The 6,683-nt window shown below is 46.5% G+C and carries 4 protein-coding genes; all 4 read left to right on the forward strand.

Translation table 11 applies throughout. From position 1 onward, the window contains the following. Window positions 1–733 precede the first annotated feature (733 nt). Complete coding sequence (gene alaS, locus ACR0QN_RS13775) at window positions 734–3,370, forward strand: alanine--tRNA ligase (protein ID WP_432651799.1); 2,637 nt, start codon at window positions 734–736, stop codon at window positions 3,368–3,370. 14 nt (window positions 3,371–3,384) lie between these two features. Continuing rightward, window positions 3,385–3,726, forward strand: a complete 342-nt coding sequence (locus tag ACR0QN_RS13780) for a histidine triad nucleotide-binding protein (protein WP_432651800.1) — start codon at window positions 3,385–3,387, stop codon at window positions 3,724–3,726. A 274-nt stretch (window positions 3,727–4,000) separates the two neighbouring features. Then, window positions 4,001–6,208 (forward strand): ABC transporter substrate-binding protein, encoded by a 2,208-nt coding sequence (locus ACR0QN_RS13785; protein ID WP_432651801.1) that lies wholly within the window; start codon window positions 4,001–4,003, stop codon window positions 6,206–6,208. A 129-nt stretch (window positions 6,209–6,337) separates the two neighbouring features. After that, the gene (locus tag ACR0QN_RS13790; protein ID WP_432651802.1) at window positions 6,338–6,565 is read left to right on the forward strand and encodes a hypothetical protein; all 228 of its coding nucleotides are present in this window, start codon (window positions 6,338–6,340) and stop codon (window positions 6,563–6,565) included. Window positions 6,566–6,683 lie beyond the last annotated feature (118 nt).

Below are 6,683 nucleotides of genomic sequence, written 5' to 3' on the forward strand. Positions count from 1 at the left end.
CCCCTACGGTTTTCCCCTTGCGACCTCTTTCCCTACCCTCTTCCCCTTTCCCGCATTTTTACATATTTGTTATTTCTCGTTTTTACGAGTCCTTTTCTTGATTTCGTTCTGACTTTTTTACCACGACATCCCTTCTTTGCGGTTCCCCGCATATCGGGGTGGAGCATACGCCTATGCGGTTTAGATCTGTGGTTTGGATCCGATAAAAAAATTCCAACTTCAAGCCTAAACTGAGTTGACGTATGCCCCATAACAGGCAATGGGGAACCGCAAAAAAGGAATGACGAGGTGAAATGCCTCGAACAAAACCAAATATAAGGCTCAAAACTTTAAGGCTCAAGCATAACTGTAAAAATGCGGGAAAGGGGAGGGGGTAGGGAAAGAGATCTGAAACCAAGGGTTTCTGAGGGAAAACCGTAGGGGAGGGGAAAGTCCGCATTTTTGTTGGGTTTATTTCTTTCCCCTCCCCTTAGGTTGTCCCTTTGCATACTATCTAACAGGTTTAAGCAAAATTATATATAAGCCAAATAATCAGACCGACATATTACGATTTATCAAGCTGTTTATACTACTTAAATATAAAATCACTTTATCACGCTAAAAAATTCTCAAAAAATGCAATTCCGTTCATTCCGCTTATTGACAACCGCTGTAAAATTTGCTATAATAACTGATGTATGTAAATAAAATCGGGAGAAATATGCCCCGATATACAGATTGGAGTCTTAATGTAATGAAATGGACAGGTCTTAACGAGCTCCGTGAGAAGTATTTATCTTTTTTTGAGAGCAAAAATCATACAAGAATGGCAAGCGCAAACCTTATCCCTCAGGGAGATAACAGCCTGCTGCTCATAAACAGCGGAATGGCGCCCCTGAAGAAATTCTTCCTGGGCACCGAGACACCTCCCAACGTAAGAGTGACCACCTGCCAGAAGTGTATCCGTACACCCGATATCGAGCGTGTGGGCAAAACTGCCCGTCACGGCACATATTTTGAAATGCTGGGCAACTTCTCTTTCGGCGATTATTTCAAGAAAGAAGCCATTGCCTGGGCTTGGGAATTCTTAACGGGCGTTCTTGAGATACCTGCCGACAGACTCTGGATAACCATTTTCGAGAGCGATGACGAGGCAGAGCAGATATGGATGAACGATATCGGCATTCCCAAGGAGAGAATTATCCGTCTCGGAAAAGCCGACAACTTCTGGGAGCACGGCAGCGGTCCCTGCGGTCCCTGCTCGGAAATTCACTTCGACAGAGGCGAAAGCTACGGTCCCTTCGAGAGCTTTGAGCAGGCAAGCGAGTGCGACAGAGTTATCGAGATATGGAACCTTGTATTCTCCCAGTATGACAGCGACGGAAACGGTCATTATGCTGAAATGGCTCACAAGAACATTGATACGGGTATGGGTCTTGAGCGTCTTGCCTGCGCAATGCAGGGCGTGGACAACCTTTTCGAGGTTGACACCGTTCAGAACATTATGAAGCACATCAGCCGCATTGCAGGCGTAAATTACAAAAACAACGAGAAGTCGGACATCTCCCTCAGAGTTATCACCGACCATATCAGAAGCACTACATTTATGGTGGGAGACGGCGTTACAGCTTCCAACACAGGCAGAGGCTATGTTCTCCGCAGACTTCTGAGACGTGCCGCACGTCACGGCAGACTTTTAGGCATTAACGAGCCTTTCCTTTACAAGGTAGTTGATACCGTTATTGACGAAAACAAGTGTGCATACCCCGAGCTTGATGAAAAGCGTGAATATATCAAGAAGCTTATTCTCAACGAGGAAGAGAGCTTTGCAAAGACCGTTGACGCAGGTATGGAAATTCTTAACAAGATGCTTTCCTCCATTGAAAAGGGCGGTATGCTCTCGGGCGAGGACGCATTCAAGCTTTCAGATACCTACGGTTTCCCCATTGACCTTACTATGGAAATTGCCGCAGAAAAGGGCGTTTCCGTGGACGAGGAGGGCTTCAAGAAGTGTGTTGCCGATGCAAGGGCAATTGCACGTGCCGATCACGACGCTAAGAGCGGTTCTTCCTGGGACGAGGATAAAATGAGCAATCTTGACCTGCCCAAGACCGAGTTTACAGGCTATGATTATTCTCAGCTTGAGATCGGCGCAAAGGTGCTTGCAATTTTCAAAGACGGCGAAGAGATAACCGAGCTTTCCGAGGGTGACGACGCTGTTGTTATTCTTGACAAGACTCCTTTCTATGCCGAGAGCGGCGGACAGGTAGGTGACAGAGGCGTTATCACTATCGGTGAGAGCCGCTTTGCCGTTACCGACACTAAAAAGACCTCCAAGGGACAGTATCTCCATTTCGGTACAATGGAAATGGGCGGTCTCGGAAAGGGCGACAGTGTAACTGCCTCCGTTGATACGGAAAGACGTTATGCTATTATGAGAAACCACACCGCTGCACATCTTCTCCAGGCGGCGCTCAGAAAGGTGCTTGGCGACCACGTTCATCAGGCAGGCTCTTATGTTGACGATGAACGCTGCCGTTTCGACTTCTCCCACTTTGAAGCCGTTACCCACGAGCAGCTTGCTGAGATCGAAGCTATCGTTAACAAGGATATTTTTGAAGCTATCCCCGTTACAATGACCGAAATGCCCATTGAGGAGGCTAAGAAGCTTGGCGCAATGGCACTCTTCGGCGAGAAGTACGGAAATATCGTCCGTGTAGTTGAAGCAAAGGGCGTTTCCGTTGAATTCTGCGGCGGTACACATATCGACAACACCGCTCGTCTCGGACTGTTCAAGATAATCGGCGAGAACTCCGTTGCTTCGGGCGTAAGACGTATCGAAGCCGTTACGGGCAGCGGCGTGCTGAAAATTCTTACCGAAGCTGAGAACAGAGTGAGAGAGACTGCACGTATACTCAAGGTAGGCGATATGTCCCAGCTTGAAGAAAAGCTTACTGCTGTTCTTGAGTCCAACAAGGAGCTTGAGAAGCTGAACGAAGCCTTCAAGAAGCGCATTGCAGACGGCATTTTTGAGGAGATAATCAAGAACTGCCGTGAGGTAAACGGCGTTAAGGTAATGGCAAATATGCTTTCAAATGTTGGCTCGGATATGTACGAGAAGTTTGCCGACGGCGTTAAGAACATTGATGAACCCTTTATTCTCCTTATGGCAGGAACCGCCGACGAGAAGCCCAAATTCCTCTGTGCCTGCTCCAAGGCTGCTATTGCAAAGGGCGCAAACGCAGGCAAGATCGTCAAGGCTGCTGCAGAGATAACAGGCGGCAAGGGCGGCGGCCGTCCCGATATGGCTATGGCGGGTATCGGCGACAAGAACAAGATAGACGAAGCTATCAACGCATTTGACAGCATTCTTGCCGAATTTATCAAGTAATGGAGGACAGAGCTATGGACGATTGTCTTTTCTGTAAAATAATCAAGGGTGAGATACCCTCAACAAAGGTTTACGAGGACGAGCTTTGCTATGCCTTCAACGACATTGCTCCCACCGCTCCAGTACATTTCCTTGTTATCCCCAAGGAGCATATCACCTCTGCGGCTGAGATAACTCCCGAAAATTCGGCTGTTGTGGCTCACATTTTTGAGGTGATCGCAAAGCTTTCGGGGGATATGGGAATGACCGAAGGCTTCCGTGTAGTCTCCAACTGCGGCGACTGCGCAGGACAGACCGTAAAGCACCTGCATTTCCACGTTCTCTCGGGCAGAGAATTTACCTGGCCCGCAGGCTGATAAACTTTCACGGATCTTTAACGGCTTCACATCGTTTTGGTGTGGAGCCGTTTTTATTTTTTTGAAAATGAAACATTCTGCCGATTTAAAACGTATTATTTATGACGGGTGTTTTTTTTTATGAAAGATAGAACGGTATTTTAACCGAATAGTAAACTTTTGTAATTCATTACCGTAGGGGGAAATACTTGACAAATGCCTGTTGGAATGATAAACTTTAATATATTGCCGATACAGTTTATCCATATAATAAAAAAAGAAAGGTCACATAAAAATGAACAAAAAAATTCTTCTCTGTCTTACCGCCGCAGCAATGCTCACAGCCTGCGCCAAAAGCTCCGAACTGCCCGAGGAGAGCGGCGGAGAAATACTTCCCTTATACCGCAGCGAGCAGACATTGTCCCAAAGTGAAGTAAGCGGCGAGCTTCAGGGTTATTCCTACAGTCCCGTTTCGGACAGGCTTTACTATCTTTCCTGCAATATGGAATATACCGATGAAAGCGGAAAAGCGGACTATTATCTGGGCAGCATATCTTCCGACGGCACAGAACAGTCTCCCGTACTTCTTGCCTCGGGCAATATAAGCCTTACCTGTCCCGATTTTACCGCTGAGGGACAGGGGTATTATATCCTTTCCGAATATTCGGGAGACGAGGAGAAGCATTTTCTCAAAGAAATTGATATGAACGGAAATGAGCAGTCCTCCGTAAGCCTTGAAAATATCCCGTCGGAACTGAAAGAGAGCGGCTTTTATCCCCGTGAGATCATCGCCGCTCCCGACGGGATATATGTAAGCTGTTATGATATGATAGCCGTTTTCGGATATGACGGCAGTTTTATCAAAAACGTTACCGATAATGGTATGAACGTCTGGACAATGGTAAGGGGAGCTTCGGGTTCAATTTATGCCTGGGGCTGGGGCGGTGATGGTTTTGAGCCTAAAAAAATAGATATAACTTCCTCCGAGCCTGTCAGCGCCGTTGCCCTGCCTTTTGACAGTCTGTACGATCAGAACGCTTTTCCCATAAACGGCTTCGGTGAAACGGAACTGTTTATGAGCGACGGTGTATCGCTTTTCGCTCTCGACCTTTCCGCAGGTACAAAGGAGACCGTTCTCGACTGGATAGACAGCGGAGTAAGCGTAATGGAGATATCAAAGGTATTTCCCGGAGAGAAGGGTTTTCTCTGCGGCGGCAAAGCATATCCCTCGGAAAAGCCCTGCGTTTACAATGTTTACCTCACCGATGAAAAGCCTGCGGAAAAGACGGAGCTTGTGCTTACAGGCGACGAATACAGCCTTGACCCGTATATTAAAAATCAGGCGGTAACCTTTAACCGCCATAGCGGGGAATACAAGGTCACTCTCAGGACATATGCCTACGATGACACTCAGGCGCTGAATATGGATATGCTTTCGGGCAAGGTCCCCGATATACTTATGATAGGCAGCGGCACGCCCTCGGACGTTTACGCTTCAAAGGGGCTTTTTGCGGATATGTATGAGCTTATTGACAGCGACCCCGAGCTTTCACGGGAGGATTTTCTTCCAAATCTCCTTAAAGCCTGCGAAAATGACGGAAAGCTGTACACATTCACCGACCGCTTCAAGCTTTTCACCGTTCTGGGCAAGACTTCCATATTCGGAGACAAAAGCGGCATAACCGTTCAGGAACTTAAAAATATTGCGGCAGGCAGACCTGAGGGTACGGAAATATTTCCCGGCTCCTGCAAGAACGATATCCTTGATTATGCTCTTTGTATGTCGGGCGACCGCTTTATTGATACGGAAAAGGGCACCTGCGATTTCACTTCGGAATATTTTATAAATATTCTGGAATATGCAAATGAATATATGTCCTCTGTTGACCTTGACACTTACTTTGACGACAGCTTCTGGAGCCGTTATCAGACAATGTATTCCGATGAAAGCTCTCTGCTGCTCATATCCTATCTTACGGATTACGGCGATATCTATGCCCTTGAACACGAGAATTTCGGTGAGCCTGTCACCGCTGTGGGATTTCCCTGCGACTCCGGCTCAGGCTCTTCATTTTCCATTGAAACAGGCTTTGCTGTGACCTCTTCGGATAAAAAAGAGGGAGCTTGGCAGTTTGTGCGTACCCTTCTTCTTCCCGAATATCAGGACTATACGGACAGCTTTTCTGTGAGAACAGATTCACAGGAGAAAAAAGCAAAGCAGGCAATGGCTCACAAGTCCGACAGAGTTTATGACCCCATAGTTATGATGGGACAGATGATGCTCTCAAGCGGCGCATATGACATAGGCGAGCCGTCGGAAAAGGATATAGAGAAGATAAACGATATAATAGCCTCCGCCGAGGGTGTCAATAAATACAATTCCACCGTAAGAGACATCATAACCGAGGAAGCCGATAGATATTTTTCCGGCGTTATCACCTCAGAGAAAGCCGCACAGGCAATCCGGAGCAGAGTGCAGATATATCTTTCGGAAAGCTGCTGATTTTATACAGAACGGTCACAATATTCGCCGCAGTCGGGTAGGAAATTTATTTTTGACGGTATCGCCGTTTATTGACTTGTGAACATTTTGCTGTTATAATAAATATATCAGGATAAAAGGAGCGATACAATGATCGAACCGTTAAATATACCGAGAGAAAAGTTTCCGAGAAGCACAGCTTCATCTGACGGAATGATACTGCTCGAAAACATTGCCGACAATAACGAAATGCATATGATACAGGATATAGAATATATTTCCCGAGGCGATATTTCCCTGACCATACAGCTTATACTGCCCGACAGGACGGATAAAAAGCCGCCTCTTATCGTGTATGATATAATCCCCTTAGAGTAGACACTCGAAAAAACAAAAATTTCGAGACTACACTAAGGGGGTAATTTTATGCCAAGAAGAAGTCATAAGAACAAGAAGTATTCAACAGAACTAAAGCTGAAAGCGGTAAAAGAATATC

Source organism: Huintestinicola sp. (genome assembly GCF_050874005.1).
In the GTDB taxonomy this organism is placed as follows: domain Bacteria; phylum Bacillota; class Clostridia; order Oscillospirales; family Ruminococcaceae; genus Huintestinicola.

Excerpts from the sequence above, each read along its gene's own strand:
- alaS (WP_432651799.1), top strand. The coding sequence starts at position 734 with ATGAAATGGACAGGTCTTAACGAGCTCCGTGAGAAGTATTTATCTTTT.
- ACR0QN_RS13780 (WP_432651800.1), top strand. The coding sequence starts at position 3,385 with ATGGACGATTGTCTTTTCTGTAAAATAATCAAGGGTGAGATACCCTCA.
- ACR0QN_RS13785 (WP_432651801.1), top strand. The coding sequence starts at position 4,001 with ATGAACAAAAAAATTCTTCTCTGTCTTACCGCCGCAGCAATGCTCACA.
- ACR0QN_RS13790 (WP_432651802.1), top strand. The coding sequence starts at position 6,338 with ATGATCGAACCGTTAAATATACCGAGAGAAAAGTTTCCGAGAAGCACA.